18 protein-coding genes are annotated in these 25,795 nt (G+C 40.3%); 11 read left to right on the top strand and 7 right to left on the bottom strand.

The window, feature by feature from the left end:
* Positions 1–3: 3 nt before the first annotated feature.
* The 4 genes from HZA77_15915 to HZA77_15900 are packed head-to-tail and all read right to left on the bottom strand — an operon-like array spanning position 4 to position 4,737.
* Positions 4–1,152, bottom strand: a complete 1,149-nt coding sequence (locus tag HZA77_15915; GenBank protein MBI5376919.1) for a response regulator — start codon at positions 1,150–1,152, stop codon at positions 4–6.
* Positions 1,149–1,523 carry a response regulator gene (locus HZA77_15910; GenBank protein MBI5376918.1) on the bottom strand — a complete coding sequence of 125 codons (375 nt, stop codon included), beginning with the start codon at positions 1,521–1,523 and terminating at the stop codon, positions 1,149–1,151. The genes HZA77_15915 and HZA77_15910 overlap by 4 nt, the downstream gene beginning before the upstream one ends.
* A gap of 18 nt (positions 1,524–1,541) precedes the next feature.
* The gene (locus tag HZA77_15905) at positions 1,542–3,887 is read right to left on the bottom strand and encodes a PAS domain S-box protein (protein MBI5376917.1); all 2,346 of its coding nucleotides are present in this window, start codon (positions 3,885–3,887) and stop codon (positions 1,542–1,544) included.
* A 1-nt stretch (position 3,888) separates the two neighbouring features.
* Positions 3,889–4,737 (bottom strand): MEDS domain-containing protein, encoded by an 849-nt coding sequence (locus tag HZA77_15900; GenBank protein MBI5376916.1) that lies wholly within the window; start codon positions 4,735–4,737, stop codon positions 3,889–3,891.
* Between the two features lie 244 nt (positions 4,738–4,981).
* On the opposite strand from HZA77_15900, the gene HZA77_15895 reads away from it, so the two are divergent.
* From HZA77_15895 to HZA77_15870, 6 genes are all read left to right on the top strand, one after another.
* Positions 4,982–5,749, top strand: a complete 768-nt coding sequence (locus tag HZA77_15895; protein MBI5376915.1) for a HEAT repeat domain-containing protein — start codon at positions 4,982–4,984, stop codon at positions 5,747–5,749.
* 4 nt (positions 5,750–5,753) lie between these two features.
* On the top strand, positions 5,754–6,854 hold the full coding sequence (mraY, locus tag HZA77_15890; protein ID MBI5376914.1) for a phospho-N-acetylmuramoyl-pentapeptide-transferase: 1,101 nt from the start codon (positions 5,754–5,756) through the stop codon (positions 6,852–6,854).
* A 740-nt stretch (positions 6,855–7,594) separates the two neighbouring features.
* A complete protein-coding gene (locus HZA77_15885; protein ID MBI5376913.1) occupies positions 7,595–8,389 on the top strand; it encodes an rRNA pseudouridine synthase in 795 nt (264 codons plus the stop codon).
* 44 nt (positions 8,390–8,433) lie between these two features.
* Complete coding sequence (locus HZA77_15880; protein ID MBI5376912.1) at positions 8,434–9,594, top strand: GuaB3 family IMP dehydrogenase-related protein; 1,161 nt, start codon at positions 8,434–8,436, stop codon at positions 9,592–9,594.
* Between the two features lie 6 nt (positions 9,595–9,600).
* On the top strand, positions 9,601–11,172 hold the full coding sequence (gene guaA / locus HZA77_15875; protein ID MBI5376911.1) for a glutamine-hydrolyzing GMP synthase: 1,572 nt from the start codon (positions 9,601–9,603) through the stop codon (positions 11,170–11,172).
* Positions 11,172–13,283: a lytic transglycosylase domain-containing protein gene (locus tag HZA77_15870; protein ID MBI5376910.1), complete on the top strand. Its 2,112-nt coding sequence runs from the start codon at positions 11,172–11,174 to the stop codon at positions 13,281–13,283. Before guaA ends, HZA77_15870 begins: the two co-directional genes overlap by 1 nt.
* Before the next feature lie 10 nt (positions 13,284–13,293).
* On the opposite strand, the gene HZA77_15865 is transcribed toward HZA77_15870, so the two are convergent.
* On the bottom strand, positions 13,294–14,166 hold the full coding sequence (locus HZA77_15865) for a PilZ domain-containing protein (GenBank protein ID MBI5376909.1): 873 nt from the start codon (positions 14,164–14,166) through the stop codon (positions 13,294–13,296).
* Between the two features lie 95 nt (positions 14,167–14,261).
* Entirely contained in the window at positions 14,262–15,497 is a 1,236-nt protein-coding gene (locus tag HZA77_15860) for a hypothetical protein (protein MBI5376908.1), read from the bottom strand.
* 126 nt (positions 15,498–15,623) lie between these two features.
* Between HZA77_15860 and pheA the strand changes: the two genes are divergently transcribed.
* Genes pheA through mfd form a run of 4 tightly spaced genes read left to right on the top strand, consistent with a single transcriptional unit; the run spans position 15,624 to position 21,885 of the window.
* Entirely contained in the window at positions 15,624–16,703 is a 1,080-nt protein-coding gene (pheA, locus tag HZA77_15855) for a prephenate dehydratase (protein MBI5376907.1), read from the top strand.
* Positions 16,704–16,706: 3 nt separating this feature from the next.
* Complete coding sequence (locus tag HZA77_15850) at positions 16,707–17,357, top strand: site-2 protease family protein (protein ID MBI5376906.1); 651 nt, start codon at positions 16,707–16,709, stop codon at positions 17,355–17,357.
* 23 nt (positions 17,358–17,380) lie between these two features.
* Entirely contained in the window at positions 17,381–18,376 is a 996-nt protein-coding gene (gene trpS / locus HZA77_15845) for a tryptophan--tRNA ligase (GenBank protein MBI5376905.1), read from the top strand.
* Positions 18,377–18,384: 8 nt separating this feature from the next.
* A complete protein-coding gene (gene mfd / locus HZA77_15840) occupies positions 18,385–21,885 on the top strand; it encodes a transcription-repair coupling factor (GenBank protein MBI5376904.1) in 3,501 nt (1,166 codons plus the stop codon).
* Between the two features lie 13 nt (positions 21,886–21,898).
* Here mfd and HZA77_15835 read toward each other — a convergent pair whose 3' ends face one another.
* The gene (locus HZA77_15835; GenBank protein ID MBI5376903.1) at positions 21,899–24,214 is read right to left on the bottom strand and encodes a PAS domain S-box protein; all 2,316 of its coding nucleotides are present in this window, start codon (positions 24,212–24,214) and stop codon (positions 21,899–21,901) included.
* Between the two features lie 127 nt (positions 24,215–24,341).
* On the opposite strand from HZA77_15835, the gene HZA77_15830 reads away from it, so the two are divergent.
* Positions 24,342–25,730, top strand: coding sequence for a sigma-54-dependent Fis family transcriptional regulator (locus tag HZA77_15830; GenBank protein MBI5376902.1), 1,389 nt, complete (start codon positions 24,342–24,344; stop codon positions 25,728–25,730).
* Positions 25,731–25,795: the final 65 nt, after the last annotated feature.

Genomic DNA, 25,795 nt, shown 5'->3' with positions numbered 1-25,795 from the left:
TTATTATTTTTCCGGATGGTTTTTTAATTTCATCTGTTTAATCTCTTCAAGCATTTTTTCCGCGCAATCAGGGCACAGGCTGTGACTGAAAAGAACATCGGAATTTTCCGAGATATATGATTCAATCTGGTTCCAGTACCCTTTGTCATCTCTTATCTTTTTGCAGGAAGAGCAGATAGGAAGCATCCCGCTAAGGGTCTTGACTTTGGCAAGCGCGTCCTGCAGTTCAAGTATCAGTTTTTCTCTTTCTTCCTCTAACCGTCTGCGATCCGTAAAATCGCGAAAAGCTGTAACTGAAGCAATAATTTTTCCTTCTTCAATAATGGGTGTTGATATAACTGATATTGGGAGAACAGTGCCGTCTTTGCGTATAAAAACTTCATCTTTTGAAATATAGTGATTGCCGGTTTTGGTGATATTATGCATAGGGCACTCCTCCAATGGCAGCGGAGTGCCGTCTGCCTTGCGGTAATGGATAAGATTATGTGCTCCTTTTTCATTTAATTCATCCATTGTCCAGCCAATGAGACGCTCAGCCATAGGATTCATGAAGGTAATTAAGCCCTGCAAATCAAAAACGTAAATCCCCTCGCCTAAACTTGAGGTGATATCTAATAATTTTTTTTCGCTCTTCTTAATCAGTTCTTCTGTCTTCCTACGGGCGGCAATCTCGCCTTCAAGTTCTCTGATTTTTTCTTCAAGCTTTATTGCAACTATCTCGCTGTACCTTTTCAGGTACTCTTCATCTTCTTCGATGAGTTGGGCTGTTACAGGTTTCTCACTCTTATTTTCTTTTAATATATCTTCTATCTCCTTCCATAATTCCGCCGGGTCTTTTGGTTTAATGATGAAAGCATCGGCTCCAAGAGACAATGCAAGCTCTGCATCCTGATATTCTTTGTAAGTGGCTGAGTAAAATATGAAAGGTATGGAGTTCAGAGTCTTGTCTTTTTTTGTGTTTCTAAGGAACTGAAATCCATCCATCACAGGCATCAGTGCATCAGAGATTATTATATTAGGTTTTTGTTTAGCAGCAATCGACAGCCCCTCCTGTCCGTTGCAGGCTTCTATGACCTGATGTCCGTGTCTTTCAATGATTAAACGCAATAACTCTCTGTCATCACTATTGTCGTCAACAATGAGTATCTTCATTTTGCGCTCCTCGAGATTATTTTATGTATCTCATCAACAATTGTAAGAGGGTCTATTGGCTTTTCAAAATAAGCGTTACAACCGGCATTAATAGCTCTTTCCATATCTCCCTTCATCGCAAAAGAGGTTATAGCAATTATGGGTATATTATGATCAATCTTTGATTCTCGTATCCTTTTTGTGGTTTCAATCCCGTCAATTCCAGGCAGGCTTATGTCCATTATAATGAAATAAGGTTTTTCTTTTATAGCAAGCTCCAGGCCCATCTCACCGGTTTGAGCGGCTATTACTTCATATCCTCCCCTTTTGAGGGCATAAGTGATAAGCGCCAGATTATCTATATCATCTTCAACAACAAGCACTTTTTTCATAAAAATTCCCTCCCTTGCTTATAACGTTACAGGCGCTTTTAATGTAAAAACACTTCCATCGTTGTATCTGCTTTTTACGGCTATGTCCCCCTTCAATATTTCAACAGCGATTTTCTTTGAAAGATAAAGCCCCAGGCCTGTTCCGGGTATAGTTGAACTTAAAGGCGTATGAATGCGTACAAAGGGGAAAAATAACTTTGGTATGTCTTCTTCCTTTATCCCTATCCCGGTGTCTGCAATGATTATTTCAACGGAATCAGATGGAGCTCCGTTCGTATGTGAAAATTGAGTTTTAATGCTGATTGAGCCTTTTTCTGTAAACTTGACCGCATTGCTTATAAGATTAATTATGCACTGAAGCAGTCTTCTCCTGTCGGTATGCATTGTCCGATGCATTGAATTGATCTCAAGATTAAGTCCTTTTTTATCAATATCGCTTTTAAAGAGTTCCAGAGCTTCTGATATAAGCTCATAAAGGTCGAAATCATTAGCTGAGCTCCCGATCTTTCCTGCTTCGATCTTTGAGACATCTATTACATCATTTATGAGATTGAGGAGATGTTTTCCTGCCCTGAGAATTGTGGCGAGCTTCTCCTTTTGTTCGGAGTTTACACTGCCAATCCATTCATTGCCAAGGATGCTTGAAAAACCGATTATGGAGTTTAAAGGCGTTCTGAGCTCATGGCTCATGGAGGCAATAAACATGGACTTCATTCTGTCCAGTTCTTTTAATTTCGCGTTTGCTTTCTCAAGCTCTTTCTTGCTGAGATTAAGGTCATCAACAATATTTAAAAGCGCCTTCTGATTTTCACGGATATTATTTGCTAGTTTTTCCAGCGCGGTAGTACGATGTCTTACCCGTTCTTCAAGCTCTTCATTCAGTCTTTGAAGCTCTTGTTCAACCTGTAGCCGTGCGGAAATATCTCTGGCTGCTGCAAATACTCCGGAAATTTCACCGGCTTCATTCCTGTAAACTGCTGCATTATAGAAAACAGAAGTTATATGTCCATCCCGGTGCCTTATTGCCAGTTCATAATCCTGGACCGAGCCATATCTGAATACTTTCTGATAACCATCACGTGCTTTATCAGGTTCTGTGAAATAGTCTGAGAAGTCTGAGCCGATAAGTTCGTTACGTAAATACCCTGTCACTTTCTCTGTGGCAGAATTTACGTCGGTTATCTTTCCTCTTGAATCTATAGTTACGAGAGGGTCAAGACTTGTTTCAATAAGAATACGGTTATAGCTTAGAGCCTGCTTTAACTTTTTCTCTGCATTTTTGTAATCAGTGATGTCACGGGCTGTGGCATAGGTGATTCCTTCATCTTTATTATAAATTGCCCGCCAAGACAGCCAACGAAAAGAACCATCTTTGCAAATATAGCGGTTTTCGAAGTTTAATGTAAAACCTGTCCTCAGTTGTCTAGCCATTTCATCAAGGGTTGACTGCCTGTCATCCGGATGAACGAATTCAACGAAAGGCTTTGAAGTGAGTTCTGTTTCGGAAAACCCGAGAAGCTCTGAGCAAGCAGGGTTTGTCTTTATGAAGTGCCCATTTGGATCAGCAATACACATTAGATCTGAAGAGGTTTGGAAAAATCTATAAAACTGTTCCCGTTCCTTTTCGAGCTTCCTGCGCTCGGTTATGTCGCGGACTACCCCGATAATATAATTCATTTCATTATGGGATATATACCTGACGCTTGTTTCCACCGGAAAAGTTGTACTGTCTTTACGCTTATTGACCCCCTCAATAAGCATATACCCTTTGCTTTTTACTTCTTTTACATGGTTATCCCATGAAAAGTTATCCGGGAAAATCGCTTCTATATCTATAATTCTCATATTAATAAGTTCATTGCGGTTGTATCCAAGACTGCTGCATGCCTTGTCATTGAAATTAAGAATCTTGCATGTTTTCGGGTCAACAACAAAAATCGCATCGTTTGAGTTATTGATCAAATCCCTGAAAAGGAACAAAGAATCTTCAGCGCGTTTCTGCTCTGTCACATCTTTAAGAGAAAATACCAGGAATTCCACTTCATTCTGATTGTCTAAAATAGGGGTCAGCGTCCAATCCCAGTAAGTCACTCCCCATTCAGGATGATCAGGATAGATAAAAGGTCTTGCAAGCGCCTGATACGGTTCTTTTGTTTTGACTACATTTTCAAATATCTTTTGGGCATCTGAAGGATAAAATTCGAAATGGTTATGTCCGGGAAATTCTGAGACATCACGCTGGCATGACTTTGCATAAGCCTCGTTGACTCTGATAAAATTGAAATCCCTGTCAAGTATCACTAAAGGAGTAATTGAATGTTTGAAGAATGCATCCAATATCTCGGAAGGCTTCATCTCCATCATTTCACCACTTTGTTTCCAGTTCCCTGATCTTTTCCTTGAGTTCCATCATACGGAGTTCCCTGCCGACAAAAAGACTGTTTATACGTTCAAGCTCTATATTCCTTTCTTCCAGTTCAGCCGTTCTTTCTTTTATCCTTTGTTCAAGTTCTGTGTTGAGTTTAAGCAGTTCTTCTTCAACTTCTTCCCTGTCTTTTATATTGTGAAGGAATCTTTCAACTTCAAGGGAAGTCTGAGCATGATTTAAAAATTCATCTGGAGGGACATAGTAGAAATTCCTGCAAACCATTTCTTTGTAAACAACGAGAGGATGGGTGTGGATAATATCAAGTATGATTTCAGGACTAAAACGTTTGCGGTTATACTGGCATATAGCGAGAATGTCTGACTTGGGCAATAAGTAGTTCAGTTTTGCCTCATACTCTATTAATCGTTCGACACCGATATCATTGCCCAGCGCCCATGTCATCTCACCCGTTGCCCTTAGCGCTTTAAAGCCTTCAGCTTTAGCAGAATCAACTGCATCTTTCAGAAACTGAATCATAAGGTCCGGGTCAAAGTACCCATTCTTTAAATATGCGTCTTTCTTGGTAAGAACTGCCAATGCACCGGATTTAATGGCTGTTTCTACGTCAATTCCTTCAGTGCGCATGGCATCTATTACAGAGCTGGCACTATTGTCATCTGCGATATAAACGCACTTTTCCTTTCTTTCAAGACCGATACGTATGAAGGGGACGACAGCAGCGAACTGTTCTTGCTGGGTTTCGTAAATAAGGCAGAGATGGTCATGAACATCCAGTTTGTGGAGAGCATTTTTGAGTTTGATATTTTTTTTATTGAACGTATTCATTCAATGCTCAAGTTAAATTACATTGCTGAAAATTCAACACTCATTTTTTAAAATATTATCAGTATGTTATTGTATCATTATAGCTTTTAAGGCATCAATCTAAATCAAACATTACCATGAAATAAAACAAAGTTTTTTTGTGCGATAAAAAACAATATCTTATAATACTTTACAAAATTTATTTTCTTTGACACCGGCGAGTTTTGAAATTATACTCCAACAGAAAACCATCTTACAATAATCGATGTTTCCCCTATTTTCAGGCAATTATATAGGTCTAAGTAAAAAGACAATTGATGAAGCGCAGAAGCTTCTCAATCAAATTGACTCGCTATGCGTTTCTGACAAGGAATCTGTGCAGGCAAAGGCGGAAGCTTTTATTAAAGAGAACAACTGGCAGGTAAGGAATATTGGCGTAAAAATTCTCGGTAAAGCCGGAAATGAGAGACACTCTATTATTCTTGCTGATTTGTTGAAAGATAAAAGGCAGGTCGGGTTTGTAAGAAGAAACTCTGCAAAAGCCATAAAAACGATAGGGGTTATTAACCAGCAGATAAAGGAAGCGCTTATGACCGGGATAAATGATGGTTACTGGGAAGTAAGGGTAGAGTCCATCAAGACAGCAGCAGCGCTCTGCGGCGGCGATGAATTGACGGCTGAAATTATTATAAAAAGATATCTTGGCAACGATTATGCGGTGAACCTTAATGGCAGCAAACCTCCACGTCTGCGGTCAAAGGAAAAGAATTTCGAAGTAAGGGAGGCGATAGCCGAGGCTTTGGGAAACTTTCTCAAGTACAAGTATGCAGTGCCAGCTTTATTGCTTCTCCTTAACGACGACAACTGGATTGTAAGGGCAGCGGCGCTACGTTCCTTGAGTAAACTCCCTGATGGAGGTGACAAGTTAAGAAAGTTGGTAGAGGGAATGAACCTTACATGCGAATCATTCAGGCCGGTGTTTCCTTTAAAAGAAATCTTTTCACGTGTAGTTGAGAAAAAGAAAAGGGATTAAAACAATGCTTTATCTTCTTTACGAATATTTTTACGATCCTGACAGCATCTTCTCTGTGCTCAGGCTATTCAGGTATTTAACATTCAGGATAATCTACGCAATGGTTACGGCGCTTCTTATCGCGTTCTTTTCAGGGCCTATAATAATAAGAAAATTGAGGCTCAACTCCATAAAAGATGAACCGCGCAGCGAGATAGACATGGTCAATCCTTCACAGAAATACGGCACTCCTACGATGGGAGGGATACTTATCCTCATCTCGGCACTGGTCCCTATACTTCTCTGGTGCAATATATTTAATCCCTTTGTACAGATAACAGTGTTTTCAATAATCTGGTTTGCTGCTCTTGGAATAAAGGATGACCTGATAAAAGTAAGAAAGAAGGTCAAAGACGGGATGTCAAAAACGGAGAAGCTTTTCTGGCAGGCATTGTTCGGGCTCATACTTGGGATTCTTATGGTTTCCCCTTATTCACCTATAGGATGGCAGTCAGCGTCATCAATAAACATTCCTTTCTATAAATATCCGCTCAACATCGGCTGGTTCTATATACCCTTTGTCGTGTTAGTCATAATGGCGACATCCAATGCTGTAAATTTTGCCGACGGTCTTGACGGACTTGCCATAGGACCTTCGATCATGGTAGCCATGGTTTTTGGAATATTTGCATATGTTATTGGCAACCTTAATCTTGCAAAATACTTTCAGTTCAGGTTTACTAACGGCACAGGTGAACTTTCAGTTCTGTGTGCCGCCTTTATAGGGGCAGGGATAGGGTTCCTCTGGTTTAATTCATACCCGGCGCAGGTATTTATGGGGGACACAGGTTCTCTCATGATAGGAGGAGTAATGGGGACTGTGGCAGTTCTTGTAAAACAGGAAGTGCTTTTAATAATTGCAGGGATGGTGTTCGTCATGGAAGCGGCATCAGTTTTCATACAGATGATCTCAATTAACTTTGCCGGAAGAAGGCTTTTTTTCATGGCTCCGATACACCACACTTTCCAGAAGAGAGGAATAGCGGAGCCTAAAGTTGTAATAAGGTTCTGGATTATTGCGGCTATTTTTGCTCTTATAGCGCTTAGTACATTGAAGGTCAGATGACAGATAGTACAGTATACAAAAAAATTTACCACAGAGGTCACAGAGAAAGTAGTAATTATGGTGAAGTTTTTAAAACTCTGAGTACTCTGTGGTTTAAGAAATTTGCAGTAGATTTAATTAGAAAGGAGATTTAATGCAGAAAAGTTTCAGCTTCACGTCGGACTCTCTAAAACCCGTTGTGGAGGCACTTATATTTGTTTCTGATGAACCATTGAGCATAGACCGTATTGCAGAGATAATACCGGGTACTGAGGAGACATTAATACGCGAAGCCATATCAGCCTTGATTGGGGATTATGAAAGGGAAGGGCGCGGGATTCAGATCATAGAGGTGGCTGAGGGTTTCAAGATGTGCACGAGAGCCGAGTTTTCAAGCTGGATATCAGCTCTCTTTACGGAAAAGAAAAAAGCAAGGCTTTCAACACAGGCACTTGAAACTCTCGCTGTTATAGCTTATAAACAGCCAATTACAAAAGCGGAGATAGAGCAGATAAGGGGAGTCAATATAGGCGGAACTATAAAGACTCTTCTTGACCGGAACCTTTTAAGAATACTGGGAAAAAAGGAAGCACCGGGCAGACCGATCATGTATGGAACGACCCGGGATTTCCTCGAGTATTTCGGTTTAAGCGATCTGTCAGCTCTTCCAACACTGAAGGAATTTTCGGAGCTAGGTCTTAATGAAGAAATTACATTCGCAGAATCAGAACAGTTACAGAGCGGAGAGGCAACCGGCGGCGATGAGCAAGAAGAGCTGCAGGACGGAGAAGCAGCCGGAGACGAAGAAACAGAGCCTTCCGGGGATGCGTCTCCAGAAGATTCTCTCTATGGCGGGGATAGCGTCGCGCCGCAGGGCGGAGGAGATGATCCTCGAGAAGAGGGTGACTGTTAACGGCAAATGCGTTACCGAGCTCGGCACAAGAGCTGACCTTCAGAAAGACCATATCAAGGTTGACGGGAAGCTGATAAATTTTTCTCTCAGGGGCCGGAAAAAAGAATATTTGATTTTTCACAAGCCAGCCGGTGTAATCACTTCCATTTCAGATGAAGAGGGAAGGCCGGTGGTAATGGATTATATAAAGGCAGGAGAAGGCATGTTCCCGGTGGGAAGACTCGATTTCAATTCAGAGGGACTGCTTATAATCACAAATGACGGTGATTTCTGCAAAGCCATGACTGATGCATCGGGACAGATTGAAAGGGTTTATGAAGTCAAGATCAGGGGAAAAGTAGAAAAAGATATTGTGAGCAAGATGAATGGCAGGGTGAGACTTGACGACGGGACAATATCAAAACCTGTTGTGAAGATGCGCAGAGAAACAGAAAAAAACACATGGTTATCAGTAAGTCTTAAAACTGGCAGAAACAGGGAAGTCCGGAGGATAATGGATAAATTCAGGCTGACCACCGTAAGGCTTAAAAGGATAAAGTATGGGCCCTATTCCATTGGGACATTAACACCCGGCGAGTACAGAAAATTCACTGCTGATGAGGTCAGAATTGCCGGGGAGATAACTGAGAAGGGCAGACAATAACAAGGATTTATATTTAATATAAAATAAACGGAGGTTAAACAGAAATGGGAATGTGGATAGGGATTAACAGGAAGGCTCGCATATGCTACGGGTTCGATGAGATAGCTCTTGTCCCGGGAGATGTTACGATCAATCCAAACGAAGTTGATATTACCTGGGCAATCGGGGAAAAAAAGATCGGCATACCAATACTTGCCGCAGCCATGGATGGTGTAGTAGATACAAGGTTTGCCATAGAGATGGGCAAATATGGCGGCATTGCGGTTTTAAACCTTGAAGGTGTGCAGACCCGCTATAAACATCCTGAGGAAATATTGGCGAGGATAGCAGGTGCAACTAATGAAGAGGCGACTAAGCTTGTCCAGTCAATTTATCTTGAACCAATAAAGGAAGAACTTATATCAGAGAGAATAAGGGAAATTAAAGCGGCAGGAGTTATAGCGGCTGTATCAGCCATACCGCAGAAGGCATACAGATACGGAAAAATAGCAGAGGAAGCAGGAGCAGACATATTCTTTGTTCAATCAACCGTTACTACGGTAAAACATATTTCCACTGAATACGAAGTAGTTGACTTCGAGAAACTGTGTAAGGGGCTTAAGATTCCCGTCATTGTGGGTAACACTGTTACATTTAAAGCAACCTTAGAGCTTATGGAAACAGGAGTTCAAGGTGTGCTTGTAGGCATCGGACCCGGTGCTGCCTGCACAACGAGAGGTGTGCTGGGAATAGGAGTCCCGCAGGTAACTGCGACTTGTGATGCGGCAGCAGCCCGGGATGCATATTTTAAGAAAACCGGAAAATACATACCTATCATAACAGACGGCGGCATGAGCTCGGGTGGAGACGTATGCAAAGCATTTGCATGCGGCTCGGATGCGGTAATGATCGGCTCAGCATTTGCCAAGGCACATGAAGCACCGGGGAAGGGTTTCCACTGGGGAATGGCGACTCCACACGCTAACCTGCCAAGAGGTACAAGGATAAGAGTAGGCACGACAGGACCTTTAAAGCAGATACTTTACGGACCGGCAGAGTTTGATGACGGCTCGCAAAACCTTATTGGTGCGCTTCAGACATCTATGGGGAATTGCGGTGCAACGAACATAAGGGAAATGCAGGAAACGCAGATTATAATTGCCCCTGCCATAAAGACTGAAGGAAAGATTTTCCAGCAGGCGCAGAAAGTCGGAATGGGGAAGTAAGAATCAATGGACATTGAAAGAGAAAAAATATTAATCCTTGATTTCGGCTCGCAGTACACGCAGTTGATAGCAAGGAAGATACGCGAACTCAAAGTGTATTGCGAGATACATCCTTTCAATATAGGTATTGAGAAGATAAAGGAGTTCCACCCCGCAGGGTTAGTCCTTTCAGGAAGTCCTTCAAGCGTAAAGGAAAATTCCTCTCCTGTTTGCAGTCCTGAAGTATTTGAACTCGGCGTTCCTGTGCTCGGAATATGCTATGGATTCCAGCTGATGGGAAAACTTTTTGGCGGCAGGGTGCAGGAATCGGACAAAAGGGAATACGGGAAGGCAATTATCAGCGTGCTTGAAAAGGACCCTGTGCTTAACGGTATCAACAATGAAGGATTGTTAGGTTCAGTTGTGTCTGGTTCAATTGTATGGATGAGCCACGGCGACCATGTGGAAGAACTGCCAAAATGTTTCAGAAGGATTGCATCTACAGAAAACTGTCCCAATGCGGTCGCACGCCATATTGAGAAGAAGATCTATGGTCTCCAATTCCACCCTGAAGTCGCACATACGGAAAAGGGAAAAGAGATCCTTGCTAATTTTCTTTTCCGGATATGCGCATGCAAAGGGGACTGGGACATGGGTTCGTTCGTTGAAGAGAAGGTAGCCGAGATACGTGATAAAGTGGGGAGCAGGAAAGTCCTCCTTGCGCTTAGCGGCGGCGTTGATTCATCTGTTGCGGCTGTGCTGATAAACAAGGCAATCGGACACAACCTTCATTGCATTTTTGTAAATAACGGCGTGCTCCGGGCAGGTGAGGCTGAGAAGGTCATAGATACATTCAGGAACCACTACGATATCAACCTCACATACGTTGACGCTGAAGAGGAACTTTTACAGCTTCTCGATGGAGTGACTGATCCTGAAAAGAAAAGGAAGATAATTGGGAATCATTTCATAAAGGTATTTGAGAGGGAAGCCGGAAAACTTGGAGGGATAGAGTTCCTTGCACAGGGTACGCTCTATCCAGATGTCATCGAATCTGTTTCATTCAAGGGACCTTCGGCGACAATAAAGACCCACCACAATGTGGGAGGTCTGCCGGAAAAATTCAATTTCAAACTAATAGAACCATTCAGAGAGCTTTTCAAAGATGAAGTGAGGATGGTTGGATTATCATTGCAAATGCCGGAAGAGATAATATACAGGCAGCCTTTCCCGGGCCCTGGGCTTGCAATAAGAATAATCGGTGAGATAACGCGCGAACATCTGAGGATATTAAGACAGGCTGATGCCATAGTAATGGAAGAGATAAAGAGGGCATCGCTTTACAGAGCAATATGGCAATCCTTTGCAGTACTTGTGCCGGTCAAGACAGTTGGAGTTATGGGGGATGAACGGACTTATGAGAACGTCATTGCCATTCGGGCCGTGGAGAGCGTTGACGGTATGACGGCAGACTGGGTTAAACTTCCATATGAAGTTTTAAATACAATATCAAACCGTATAATCAGCGAGGTAAGGGGAGTTAACCGGGTTGTATACGACATAAGCTCCAAGCCGCCAAGCACCATTGAATGGGAGTAATGAAGGCATTGCGGCATAGACCTTTTTTTATTCTTTTATTCCTTTTCCTGATAATTCCTTCAGTTGTAATTCCTGTATACGCAGAGGATAACTTCTTAAAGAAGGGTGATACCCTGTTTGAGTCGGGAAACCTGCTGGAAGCAAAGTCTTTCTTTATCCGCTCACTGGCAGAGTATCCAGATATTCGGGATTACTCGCTTTACAGGATTTTTTTGACTGCCAAAAAAGAGGGGGATCTAAGACTTGCTGAAAAGACTTTTGAGGATATAGAGCTTCATTTCGGATACAGTCGCTGGTATGGCCCCATGATATTGGACATGGGAAGCATTTATGCCAATGCAGGGTTTCATAAAAAGTCTATCGCTACTCTAAAGAAATATGCCTCCTCTTTTCCTTCAGGGAGAAACATAACAAAAGTTTTGCTCCTTCTCTGTGAAGAACTAATCAGGGATAAACAAAAAGCAGAGGCTAAAAATATTCTGACCGGTTTATGGTACGATCATCCGGAGTCTCCGGAAGCCGACAGAGCTGAAGCTATTCTCATGAAAGAATATTATAACGGCGGGAACATAAGAGGACATGTCAAGACAGGGACATTATTACGAAGATGTGACGAACTAAAAAAGACATTTCATTTCAGTGAATCGATAAAAGAATATGATTATCTTTTCGAACATTCAAAGAAATTAAGCTTAGAGACTCTCACAGATGTATATCTTGGCAAGGGCGAAGCGCTTGAAAAGCTGAAGCAATATAAAAAAGCATCAATTCTCTATGAGAGCCTGCTTAAAAGATTAGGAAAGACAGGCAAGAGAGAGAGTATAGAGCTTGCCGGGTACAGGCTTGCAAATGCTTATTTCCAGGGCTCTGACGATGAACAATTTCTTTTAGTTTCCAAAAAAGCTGTTGAGAAGGAAAGCAGCTCACCTTACGGTTTAAAGACAGCTTATCTTATTTTTAAATTCTACAAAAATGCCGGTGATGTCCGGAATGCTCTTGATTATATATCAATGATGCTGAAAGCAAACACGGCAAAGCTTTCATCTTTTAATAATGCAGAACTTCTCTGGGAAGCCGGATTCATTAATTATCTTGCATCTGACTATCCGGAAGCATTGAGACTCTTTAATCTTTCTGCCAATTCATCAGAAGAAAAGGGTGTTCAGTACTGCAAATCATTTTTTTGGGCAGGAAAGGCAGCAGAAAAGTCCGGAGAAGCTGATGCAGCGGCACTTTTTAAAAAAGGGGTTTCATCAACGAGTTATTATGGAAAACTTTGTGATTTGAGAGTGAATGATAAGGTGCTTTCATTCAAGCTCAACAGGGATGAATACTGCGGAAGCCCCGACGCTCTGCGTGAAAATATAAATGATAACGAGATATGGGACATTGCGGAAAAACAGATAAAAGCGGGAAAAGTTTTGTTGTTTTTTAAAAGGGCAAAGACATTAAAAGAGCTCGGGTTTCAGAATGATTGTTTTTTCGAGCTGAAGCAGGCAGTAAAATCAGAAGAAACCTTTACCAGTGACAAGGTAAAAATATTTGCAAATCTCTTTGTTCTCGAAGGGGATTATATTGATGCCGTTCCCCTCCTTGCGCGTCTCTCGGAGGCAGAAAAAGAAAAGGCGATGAATGACAGGGAGATCTCACAAGTACTTTATCCGCTGGCTTTTTATCCTTATGTTAAGAAATATTGTGAAAGTGAAGGGCTGGACCCTTTCTTCGTACTTTCCGTAATGAGGCAGGAAAGCATGTTTAATTCTGATGCTCTGTCACCTGCCGGTGCAGTCGGTCTTATGCAGGTTATGCCTGCAACTGCTAGGAAGGTAAATAAAAAACCGATTGGCAGAGAGGATTTGTTCTCACCGGAGACAAACGTACGTATCGGTGTTAATTATCTTTCAGGACTTATAAAGGAAAACAACGGGAATATACACTATGCACTTTCAGCATACAATGCAGGAGAGTCTAAACTCGATGAATGGATAAAAAAATCAGGTTCATGTGAGCCTGAGGAATTCATTGAGCGGATTACATACAGAGAAACCTGTGATTATGTAAAGAGGATATTGTCGAACTATCTGACTTACAGAAGTATTTACTGCAATTAATAAACTGTTCTTACTGGCAGCTTTGGAGATATCTGCTTATAAGAAGCTGATTTTCAGATGAGATCTGAGTCAGGTTTACGCCTGAATAATACTTGTCAGATTCAATCTCTTTGAGTTTATCGACTCTGCAGACTTTTCCTACCATATAGAGAATACGGTCGTCGAGAAGAAGGCTTATTTCTACAGCATTGTTCACAGGGAACGGGTTTGAATGCTCTAACAAGATCCCCTGATGGCTGATGTTCCTGACCCTTACTTTTTCCTTGTTTTCTGCAACATCATCATCAAAGAGGAGTGTACGGCAGTATGCCACTGTATCGATGCTGTAACGGGGATAACGGCGTTTTTCAAGATAGTTGTGAGTTTCAGCAATTAACATTATCAAATCATCAGAGCTTGTAAGTTCCAGAAAACCCTCTATAAACTTTTTATTGGTAAAGAGGTTATTCCAGTACAGATTGAATTTCTGTCTTTCGAGGTCTTCCTGTTTCTTTTGTTCGAATGACTCTACTGAATGAAACAGCATGGAACAGATTACTCTTACGGGAGGCGTGTCATTGATCCCTGTAGAGAGCCCTTTATTTGTCTTTCCGAGGAACAACAGAGATTCTGACATCTCAAGAAAGGGACAGTAATTGATGGTAAACGGGAATATCCCATTTCTGAAGAAATTTATTCCTTCATCTACCATATTTTTTTTGTTTCTGTTCCATTCCCTTGAGAAGTTCTGGAATTCGCGAAGAGCGGACTGAGAATTGACGATTTTTTTGGAACTGCAGATTATACCTGCTACTTCCTGAAACAGGTCAGATATATTGTCAGATGCCAGATTGAGTTCGACAATATCCGGGAGATAACCTCTTGTTTCTAATTTATCTTGCATGGCATCATTCATTAAGAATTTTCTTAAATGATAATGCACCATACAGCTTGCAGTCAATTTAATTTGTTAGATTCGGAATAAATATTATTTTAATGCTATGCAGTAGGGTTGAAATGGTTGTTATACTTAGTTGTAAAAGTCCCATTTTCATTGATATACCTGAAACAGCAGGAACAATATATGGTATAAAGATCTTTTATATTATTTATAAAAAAAGCTGCTTCCTGCTGGGAAGATTTTCCATGAGACAGAGAATCGTAAATATTTTTTAACAAGCTCAGGCATATTGAAGACAGTGAATCGAGTTCTTCAGCATTTTTTTCAGCAATAGAGAGCGACAACATTTTTCCATATTTTTTTTCCATCTTTAGAATGGACTCGGTAAAAAACCTGATCTTTTCCGTTTCCCAGACTTTTTCGCCGATTTTCCAGAAATGTGGGATCTTCTCAAGGCCAGCAGCTACAAGGCGCATAAGGCTAAGGTTTTTCCTGAACTTTTTGTATGAAGAGTTATTGCTCGGTCTATAAGGAGTTTCATTTTTTAGAGAGGTTTTGTCTTTACCCCTTAATAGCATCCTTGATATTAAGGGATCCCCGGTTATCAATCTGATGAATAATTCATTGGCTTCTGGGTAGTCCGGATGTTCCATGTGAGTGCTGAAAAAAAAGAGAATCCCTTTTCCGAGAGTTTTATAACCAGAGACAATCGAACCTCTGCATATCGAAGCGGCGATTTCATTGTCAACAAGGAAGAGGGTGCTTTCCGTAAAATCGCGAAAAAAAGAAAGAGGGATTATAGAGCCGTCATTTTTTATGAAAGGCCCGCCGTAAACAGGTGCTTTAATCACCCCTTCCTTCTGAAACAGCCCAAACTCACAAAGAGTGACTGATATTTCTCCGCGAACAGGGTGGAAGATATAACTGCATCCATATGGCGTTGAATATTTGTATTCAAGTGCCTTTGCCTCGGGAAGCCGGCTCGAGAGATTTGCGATTTTCCCTGAGGTCATATTAAAGTAATGGAGCGGGCTCTTGGATGATCTAAGCATAAGATAAGCGCCTGCGCATATCCCAACATAAGTCCCTCCATTTTCAATAAATGACTTTATTGCCAGAGCGGCTGCTTCTTCAAGACTTCCTGCAACTGCAAAACTATCCCCGCCTGATATTATAAGAACATCGGTCTTACCCAATATGCCGGACCGTATATCCTCAGACTTCACAAATTTTATATCAAACAGACCGTAGATTTCAAAAAGTTCGATGAGCCAGATGAAAGAATGGGATGCCCCTTCATCAACATATATGGAAATTCTTTTTTTCAATTCCATGAGAAAAGACTTTTAAGATATTTTTATTTATTGTATAAAAAAAAATTAACTTTGTACTTAGAGTAATTTATTTTTGATTAAAAAACAGTTTTTATCAAGCTAATAGGTGATTGGAACATAATAATTATGGCTGCAAAAAACCTTCAGGAACTCAGGCGGAAAATTGATCTTATAGATTCAAAGCTGCTGAAGCTTTTAAGTTATAGAGGTAAACTTGCAAGCCAGATAGGCGAAGTTAAAAAAAGAGACAATGCGGACATCCATGTCCCTGCCCGCGAGGCGCAGATTCTGAATAAGATTACCCGTGAAAATAAAGGACCATTTTCAAATGCGGCGATAAAAACTCTTTTCAGGGAGATACTCTCAGCCTCTCTTGCTCTTGAGGAGCCTATCAAGGTCTCTTACCTCGGACCGCAGGCATCTTTTTCACATATTGCATCACTAAAACAGTTTGGCCGCATGTCTGTCGCAATACCCGTTGATTATATAAAGGATGTTTTTGAAAATGTTGAAAAGGGGGTCGCTAAGTATGGGGTAGTTCCTGTCGAAAATTCTAATGAGGGGACTGTGACCCAGACAGTAGATCTTTTCCTTGACTACCCGCTTAAGATTTGCGGTGAGATATTGATGCGTATAAACCATAATCTCCTTAACATCTCAGGGAAAAATAGTGACATTAAAAAAATTATTTCCCATCCTCAGCCGATAGCCCAGTGCAGGGAATGGATTTCAAGGAATATGCCGGGAATACCTGTCGAAGAGGTTTCAAGTACCGCAACTGCTGCCGTAATTGCATCTAAGGATAAATACAAAGCAGCAATCGCAAGCGAAATGGCAATGAAGATATATGATCTCAAGATGGTCCATTCTCATATAGAGGACAACTGCAACAATTTTACGCGGTTTGTAATCATAGGCAAGGAGTCTTTTTGCAGGACCGGAGATGACAAGACATCCCTTATGTTTACGACAAAGGACAGGGCAGGGGCTCTCAATGATGTGCTGAAACATTTTGCAGCAAACAGGATAAGCTTGTCCAAGATCGAGTCAAGGCCATCGAAAAAGAAGCCATGGGAGTATATTTTTTTCGTTGACTGCCGTGGCCACATGGAGGACCTGCCGGTCAAAAAAACTATTATGCGCCTTGAAAAAGACTGTGTTTTTCTTACTATCCTCGGGTCATATCCGCGCGGGAAACTAGACTGACAGATGAACACTGGTTACATGATTATCAACTACGTGGCACTTCTTTTCTCTATTTCAGTTCACGAGTGCTCCCATGCATGGACAGCTGACCGCTTTGGCGACAGTACTGCAAAGAGGCTTGGGCGCGTTACCCTTAACCCGATACCCCATATTGATCTTCTAGGCACGATAATTCTTCCTGCACTGATGATATTCTCAGGTACCGGGTTTCTAATAGGATGGGCAAAGCCGGTTCCTGTCAACCCATCAAATCTTAAAAACCCGAGAAATGACAATCTTTGGATATCCTTTGCAGGCCCTTTGAGCAATCTGCTGATGGGAGGAATATTCGCTATTATCTTTCACACTCTTATAAGAACAACGTCATCTATGGCAGTGCCAGGAAACCCATCTATAGTAGGACCATTGATAATTTTTATATACTTCAGCATCAAGATAAATGTGTTTCTTGCTATTTTTAATTTAATCCCCATTTTCCCTCTTGATGGCAGCGGAGTACTTGAAGGTCTTCTTCCGGTAAGACAGGCTATTTCCTACGAAAAGCTGAGACCATATGGATTTATGATATTGCTTCTTCTCGTCTATTCCAATGTTTTAAATTTTATAATAGTTCCTGTAAGTAATATAGTTTTCAGTCTCCTGGGTGTGGATTAATATAAATAAGGCAGGCAAAGCAAATGAACAATGTAAAAAAACGTGTTTTAAGCGGAATGAGACCTACGGGTAAACTGCATCTTGGTCATTATATTGGTGTTCTTGAAAACTGGAAAAAACTTCAGCAGGACAATGAGTGCTTCTTTTTTGTCGCTGACTGGCATGCTCTCACTACAGATTACAATGATCCTTCAAAGATCAGGGAATATACTGAAGACATGGTTATTGACTGGCTTGCTTCTGGTATAGACCCGGAAAAATGTACGATGTTCGTACAGTCTGATATTCTCGAACATGCAGAGCTGCATCTCCTTCTTTCCATGATCATTCCAATCCCCTGGCTGGAAAGGGTGCCATCTTACAAGGAAACACAGGAAAGCCTTTCAGAGCGAGATCTCACAACATATGGTTTTCTTGGATATCCTCTTCTTCAGTCGGCAGACATACTGATTTATGGTGCTGACACAGTTCCTGTCGGGATTGACCAGGTCCCGCATATAGAGCTTACAAGAGAGGTGGCAAGGAGGTTTAATTTCCTCTACGGAGAGAATACTCTGGTTGAACCGCAGTCAATGCTTACAGCTACACCAAAACTTCCAGGAATAGACGGCAGAAAGATGAGCAAGAGTTTTGACAACTGCATCTTTATAAGCGACAACCCGGAAACTGTTGAAAAAAAGGTTATGCAGATGGTCACGGATCCTCATCGCATAAAAAAATCGGACTGCGGCGACCCTGAACTTTCTACAGTTTATGCTTATCATAAGATATTTACTCCCGGAGAAAAAGTTGCTGAGATAGCAGAGGGGTGCAGGACAGCATCAATCGGATGCGTCCAGTGCAAAAAGATTTTAATCCAAAATCTGCTTTCAGCATTTTCCGGATTCCGTGCCAGGCGGACAGAACTTGAAAAAAACCGCTCCTTTGTTAATGATATAATAAATGAAGGAAAAGGAAAGGCGTCGGCTGAAGCACGAAAAATGATGGAACGGGTCAGACGCACAATGAAATTGAAGTAGCATTAAGAATGATGGAGAACAGCAGTCAAAGCCTCAACAGACTTTTTAAATGCTTAGAGGAAGAAAGAGAGTTTGAAATAAGCGGAGTATCATCCTCTTCTGCGTCACTCATTCTCTACGAAGCTTTTAAACATACCGGAAAACAAATAGTATATCTTGCTCCATCTGTAAAACGTGCAGAAGAGGTGTTAAATGATGTTCTTTTTTTCCGGAATGCGGACAGGAAATTAAAGTCCAAATATTCAGATTCAAGGACGGATATTCTTATTCCATGGGATACACTTCCCTACGAGGATATATCTCCTTTCCATGAGATTTCATCACGCCGTGTGGAATTTCTCTGTGAGATGATGGACAAAGAAGGTATTTTTATAATTCCTGCTGAATCACTTGTCCAAAAGCTCATACCGCGCACTTCTATTTCAGGGAAGAAACTCTCTCTTGATACTGGCAGTGTAATTTTAAGGGATTCGCTTCTTAATTACCTTCTTTTAAGCGGTTACAAGAGAAAAGATTTTGTAGAAGAGAAGGGGGATTTCAGCATCAGAGGAGGGATTGCTGATATTTTTTCAGGGCTCCACGACTTCCCTATAAGGATTGAATTCTTTGGAGATGAGATTTCTTCAATCAGGGAATTTGACCCTCATTCCCAGCGCTCCGTAAAAAAAGTTTTGAGTACAGCGCTTTTCCCGGTAAGGGAAGTTGCTTATCCGGAAAATAATTCTGAACTGCTCGAAGTTTTTGACCTTTTCTTCGAAGATTATTCGGACAGAAATCGGCTGATGCAGTTAAGGGAAAGATTTGAGCGTCGTGAGTATTTTCCGGGAGTTGAAAACTACCTCCCTCTTTTTCATAAAACCCTTGAAACCACATTTGATTATAATTCTGAAGATTCCATTGTTATTTTTGAAGAGAAAGAAAAGATATTTGATGAAATCGAAACGCAATACAGAGAAGCAACAAAGAAATACTATAGTGCAGTAGAGAAGGGCGAACCTGTCATCGAACCCCAGTATATCTATTCAGGTTGCGAGGAAGTCAAAAAGAAACTTTGCGGATTTAAAAGAGTCGCTATCTCATCGATCTCATCCGGAGATGATTCGCTGAAATTCACGGTCAAAAGAACAAGCTATATGCATGTCCAGGAGGATTTGAAATCAGACAGATTTTCTTCTGTGGCGGAAGAAATAAAGAAAAAACGGGATGAAGGATACAGGATTTATATTACAGTAAGGTCTGAAAACAGCGCAGAAAGGATGATAGCAATATTCATGGATTATCATCTGTCAATGGGAATGGAGGGGCGCGGTGAAATAGTGCTTTCATATACAGAGAACAAAGAGCCATTCCCCCCACTCATAATTGTTGGGAATCTTACTGAAGGTTTTTTTATTGAAGAGTTAGGGATAGCTTTTATAACAGAAGAAGACATATTCGGGAAAAAGCATTCCCCATACAGGAGAAAAATATCAACCCCTCTGAAATTATCTTCATCGTTTCAAAGCCTCAAGGAGGGGGATTACATCGTGCATGTCAATTATGGCGTTGGGAGGTTTCTTGGTATTGCCCAGATGATTACAGCGGGCAGGACCAAGGACTTCCTCATGATTGAATATCAGGACAATGAGAAACTTTATGTTCCTTCTGAGAACTTAAATCTTGTACAGAAGTATATTGGCGTAAAGGGATCTAAACCTGTCATTGAAAAGTTAGGGAGTCAGAACTGGGCTAGAGTAAAGCAGAAAGCGAAAAAAGCAATTGAAACGATGGCAAAAGGACTTCTTGAGCTTTACGCAGATAGACAGTTTTCATCGGGTATATCTTTTTCTCAGGATGACAACTGGATGCGTGAATTTGAGAACAGGTTTGAGTACGATGAGACTCCCCATCAGATTAGAGCAATAAAAGATGTGAAAAAAGATATGGAATCTGTAAAGCCCATGGACAGGCTTATATGCGGGGATGTTGGATTCGGGAAAACTGAGGTGGCAATGAGAGCTGCGTTCAAAGCTGTGCTGGACGGAAAACAGGTTTCTGTACTCGTTCCGACCACGATTCTTGCGCATCAGCATTTCCAGACATTCTCTGAAAGATTTTCTCACTTTCCTGTGAAGGTAGAGATGCTTTCAAGGTTCTGCAATCTTTCAAAGCAGAAAGAGATACTGAATGGGATAAGAGAGAAGAAGGTCGACATCGTGATTGGAACACACAAGCTCCTCATGGGAAACATAGAATTCAACGACCTTGGACTTTTAATTGTTGATGAGGAGCACCGGTTTGGAGTGAGACACAAGGAAAAGATAAAGGATATTGCGAGAAATATTGATGTGCTCACACTTACGGCTACCCCGATACCAAGGACTCTGCAACTGTCTCTTACAGGCATAAGGGATATAAGTATAATAGACACTCCTCCTGAAGAAAGGCTTCCAATAAAGACTGTAGTTATAAAATTTAACCGTGAGATGATAGTAAGAGCAATAAAAAATGAACTTGAACGCGGAGGCCAGGTTTATTTTGTCCATAACAATGTAAAGAGCCTGCCTGCAATGGAAATGTTTCTTAAAAATAACATACCTGAAGTCAGGATAGGAGTTGCCCATGGGCAGATGAAACCTTCTGAACTTGAAAAGATAATGGTGGATTTTGTGGAAAGGCAGTTCGATCTTTTGCTTTGTACTACAATAATTGAGTCGGGACTGGATATACCGGCAGTTAACACTATTGTTATCAATAGGGCCGACAGACTTGGATTAGCGCAGCTTTACCAGCTTCGCGGAAGAGTAGGGAGAAGCAATATAGAGGCTTTTGCATATCTTCTTGTTCCGGCAGATAAGGATATAACGGATGAGGCCAGGAAAAGACTCATGGTTATTGAGGAACTCACAGATTTTGGTTCAGGTTTTAAAATAGCCGCCCATGACCTTGAAATAAGGGGTGCGGGTAACATACTTGGAGAGGCTCAATCTGGAAATATTGCGTCAATAGGTTACGACCTTTACTGTCAGCTTGTAGAAGAAACGGTTGCAAAATTGCGCGGCCATAAAGAAAAATTAACTGATTGTAAGATTGAAGTGAAAGTAAACGCTTTTATCCCCGAGGAATTTATCCGTGATTCAATGGAAAGAGTATCTATTTATAAGAAGATATCAGAAATAAGTGATTTTCAGGAGCTAGATGAATTTAAAAAGGAGATTGTAGACAGGTACGGAGAAATCCCATTGCCTTTTGAAAATGTCTTTCTTCTTTCAAGACTTAGAATCCTTGCAGCCGAGAATTGTATTGAAAGAATATCAGATTCAAAAGATGGATTTGTATTATATTTTTCCGAAGCCTTTGTTCCATCCGCAGGATTGGTAACTCATATTGCGACTTCAAAAAAATATCCGCTCAGGTTCCTTGATGACAGAAGTATGCTTGTAAAAACACCATTAAATAACAGAGAAGGTCTGAACCTTGCATTAAACATACTTGAATTTCTCAAAAAAGCTGGAATAGAAAAGGTATAAAAGATTGTTGTATTTAGACAGATAGGTTGGAAGAAAAGAAACTATTGATGTATTCCATAAGATCTTCAACATTGAAAGGCTTTGCAAGGCATTTAGACCCGGTTTTTTCTATGAACTGTTTGGTTTTGTGATCGTAAGTATCTCCGGTAGTAAATATAATTTTTTTCTCCATTCCTGTAGATTTATCTTTTAGAAGCTGAAAAAGTTTAAAACCATCAATGCCGGGCATCCGTAGATCAGAAATTATGAGATCATATTTCTTATGCTCGAGCATTTCCATTGCTTCGCCTCCAGCATTGGCTAAATCAACATGGTGGTTTCTTTTAAGAACAGATTCCATCAGGTCCCTTATCATTGGATCGTCATCAATCACCAGTATATTTTTTTTACTGCCTTTGAATTTGTCTTTAGCTAGCTCGATGGAAAAATCATCATTTTTTTGTATGATTTCTTTTACAGGAAGTTCAATAACAAAAATTGTTTTCTTTAAAGGTTCGCTTTCAACTGTAATACGGCCATTATGATTATTTATAATACCATAGCAAACACTCAGTCCCAAACCTGTCCCTATTGACGGTTCCTTTGTAGTGAAGAAAGGATCAAATATTCTTTTGAGATTTTCTTCATGAATGCCCGGTCCGGTGTCAGATATGTTGATGAAAATTGAGTTGTTTATATACCTCGATGTTACATCTACTACCCCATCCGTAGTTTCAAGAGCCTGAAGAGAATTATTTATGATATTTACAAAAACCTGTTCAATCTGATTCTCGTCTGCCATAGTCTTTGGAATATTTTTGCCCAAATCTGTTTTCAAAATTATATTGCTTGCATCAAGTTTATATTTAAATAGATTAACTACCCTGATGAGTATTTCATTCAAATCTACTGGTTTGAAATCCGGTTTATTATGACGGGCAAATCCAAGAAGTGAATGGATTATATTCTTTGCACTCTTTGCACTTATTTCAATTTTAGAAATCATATCGCTGAGTTCACCGTCTATATCCATTAATTTAATTAGTTGGGCATAGCCGAGTATTGGTGCAAGTTTATTGTTAAGCTCATGGGTAATACCTGATATCATAGAACCTAAAGAGGCTAGCTTCTCAGAATGCAATAACTGCTGCTCAAGCTTTTTCCGTTCCGTTATATCTTTAATAAGAATTACATTGCCTACTACAGACTCTCCTTTGTTATTTCTGGGGACCGAAACCGATAGCAGGGCAGGGAACAATTCACCATTTCTCCTTACCAGCTTCTTTTCAAAACTAAGTTTTGCTGTTTCATTGCTGCTGTTTGCCAGATAGGCAATCAGGGGATTTTTAGACCCCTCTTTTTCGGAAGGACTTTCAGCATCTTTGTATTTATTTCCTAAAAGAATCGTCAGGATATTCTTTCCTGTTGCTTCGGCAGATGAATAACCGAACATCTCCTCCGCTCCCCGGTTCCAATACATTATTGTGTTATCCTCCCTTGATGTTATTAATGCATCATCAAGGCTCTCGATAGTATAATCTGTGTAATCACGAAGATAACTTATTAGTTCATCTTTGCTAAGCAGCTCACTAATATCTTTTAAAATAAGCGTATAGCCTTCTATTGCCCCTGATGAAGAATGATTCATAACTGGGAGAATTTCTACCGGAACTTCTGAATCGCCATTCCTCGTGAGAATCGTTGCCCGGAAAGACTGTGGGCAGGTTTTCTTTGTTATAAAGCTAAATGAGCCGTTACCTCCGAATCCGGTATGCTCAGTAATAAATGTTATATTCTTTCCCGACAGCTCATCATGCTTGTAGCCAGTAAACGATTCAGCACACTTGTTTACGAACTTAATTACTCCTGAGGTGTCAATTATAACAACTGCTTCTGGAAGGTTTATAAGAATATCGTTTTCTTGATTATGTAATAAGTTCTTAAATCCATTATTTAACGGCTCATTAGTTTCCTGTTCAACAATACTTTCATTTTGCCGCTGGGTGTCAGCGGAGATGGATTTGAGTTTTTTAATACTATGCAGATTAAACCTGATTGAATTTTTTCTGTCATGGTTTAAGGATAGAAGATTACATAGGAAATTAAGTTCTACCATTGCTCCGTCTTCAAGCATCCTTTTTGTGGAAATTAAAGCATGTTGTTCACCCTTCAATACTTTGTTCTTGGCATCAAGAAATTCATGAAAAATCCTTTCAGGGATGAGAGGAAGGTATGAATTTAAGACATCAGATTTATCATATCCAAATAGTTGACAGGCAAGGTCGGACCAATCAGTTACCTTTCCAGATGAATCAATTTCCATGACAAAGCTGTCTTGTTTAGCTGTCATCTGAATTTTTCTTAACAATATCAGCCCTCTTTATGATTCATTTTTTTTGTCTTGATAAGATATATCATAATATCTTACTATATTCAAAAGAAAGTTAAAAAAAAGTGATTTGTTAAATCGGTTATCTATGACAGAAAAAAAGATTTTATTAGTTGATGATGAAGCTGACATTAGGTCAATGCTTGCGCGATTTTTGAATGATAAACATTTCTCAGTAGTTGAAGCCAGCACTTGCAGCGAAGCTTTAGAAGCTGTTCAAAAAAATCTTATAAGCCTTGCCATTATAGATTTGATCATGCCTGATACCAACGGAATAGATATATTGAAAAAAATACATAAGATAAACAGCAACATAATTGGAATAATTGTGACCGGGTTTGCAACTATAAATTCAGCTGTTGAAGCAATGAAGGCGGGTGCTTTTGATTACCTTCCAAAGCCATTCAATCTTGAGGAAATGCTTATAACAATTAATAAGGCATTAGAATATCAGGATCTAAAGGGAGAAAATGTTTACCTGAAGGAGCAACTCAGAACAAAGTATAAATTTGAGAATTTTATTGGTTCAAGCGACTTGATGCTGAAGGTTTTTAAAACTATTGAAACAATAGCAAACACTAGCAGTACAGTTCTTATTTTTGGTGACAGTGGCACAGGAAAAGAACTTGTTGCCAAAGCCATTCATTACAATTCAAACAGAAAAGACAAATATCTGGTTCCGGTTAATTGCGGGGCAATACCAGAAGACTTACTTGAAAGTGAACTTTTCGGTCATATTAAAGGTTCATTTACCGGGGCAATAAATACAAGGATTGGAAGATTCGAGTATGCCCACGGGGGAACAATATTCCTTGATGAAATAGGTGATATGTCGTTGAATCTACAGGTAAAGTTACTAAGAGTGCTTCAGGAAAAGGAAATTACACCTGTTGGCGGGACAAATCCAATAAAAATAGATGTCAGGGTCATTGCAGCAACAAACCAGGATCTTGAAAAAGCAGTTGCTGAGAAGAAGTTCAGGGAAGATTTATATTATAGATTAAATGTAATACCAATACATCTTCCAACGCTCAGAGAAAGGAAAAGTGACATCCCTTTACTTGTTAACCATTTTCTTGAAAAGATGAAAAAAGAAAAAGGAACTGTTGCACAGTCAGTTTCAGATGAAGTAATGTCCACGTTTTTAGAATATGAATGGCCCGGAAATGTAAGAGAGCTTGAAAACCTCATGGAAAGGATGGTGATCTTCAGCGGTAAAAAAGAAAGGCTTAGCAGTGAAGATCTGCCGGAAAAATTTAGAAAAAGCAATGTATCCACTTCTGCTCACAAAGTAGCACTTCCAAGCGAAGGGCTTGACCTAAATCATCTCCTTGATGACATTGAAAACGATCTGATAAGGCAGGCACTTGATAAAACACATGGTATCAAAGAAAAAGCAGCAAAACTATTAGGTTTAAATAGAACTACACTTGTTCAGAAAATTAAAAAAAAGTCAGCAATGGGTAAGCTTTTATAAAGTTTTTTCTGAACGTTCATCTATTCTCTATACAATTAGATTCCTCTAGATTCCTCTTCATATCG

The sequence above is a fragment of the Candidatus Schekmanbacteria bacterium genome, from assembly GCA_016219965.1.
GTDB lineage: Bacteria > Schekmanbacteria > GWA2-38-11 > GWA2-38-11 > J061 > JACRJM01.
Note: the sequence above shows the minus strand (reverse complement) of the source record. Positions and strands in the feature narration are given on the sequence as shown.